The 255-nt window shown below is 50.6% G+C and carries 1 rRNA gene; it reads right to left on the bottom strand.

Annotated elements, in window-relative coordinates:
* Positions 1-255: ribosomal RNA gene (locus tag GCN75_RS28995) — 16S ribosomal RNA — on the bottom strand; the annotation flags it as partial.

The raw sequence follows: 255 nt of genomic DNA, 5'->3' as shown, positions 1-255 counted from the left end.
GAGTGCCCTTTCGTAGCAACTAATGACAAGGGTTGCGCTCGTTGCGGGACTTAACCCAACATCTCACGACACGAGCTGACGACAGCCATGCAGCACCTGTGTAATGGTTCTCTTTCGAGCACTCCCAAATCTCTCCGGGATTCCATCCATGTCAAGGGTAGGTAAGGTTTTTCGCGTTGCATCGAATTAATCCACATCATCCACCGCTTGTGCGGGTCCCCGTCAATTCCTTTGAGTTTTAATCTTGCGACCGTA

The sequence above is a fragment of the Janthinobacterium violaceinigrum genome (assembly GCF_009208555.1).
Taxonomy (GTDB): Bacteria; Pseudomonadota; Gammaproteobacteria; order Burkholderiales; family Burkholderiaceae_D; genus Janthinobacterium; species Janthinobacterium violaceinigrum.
The sequence above is the reverse complement of the archived record's forward strand: the minus strand, read 5'-3'. Positions and strand labels throughout refer to the sequence as shown.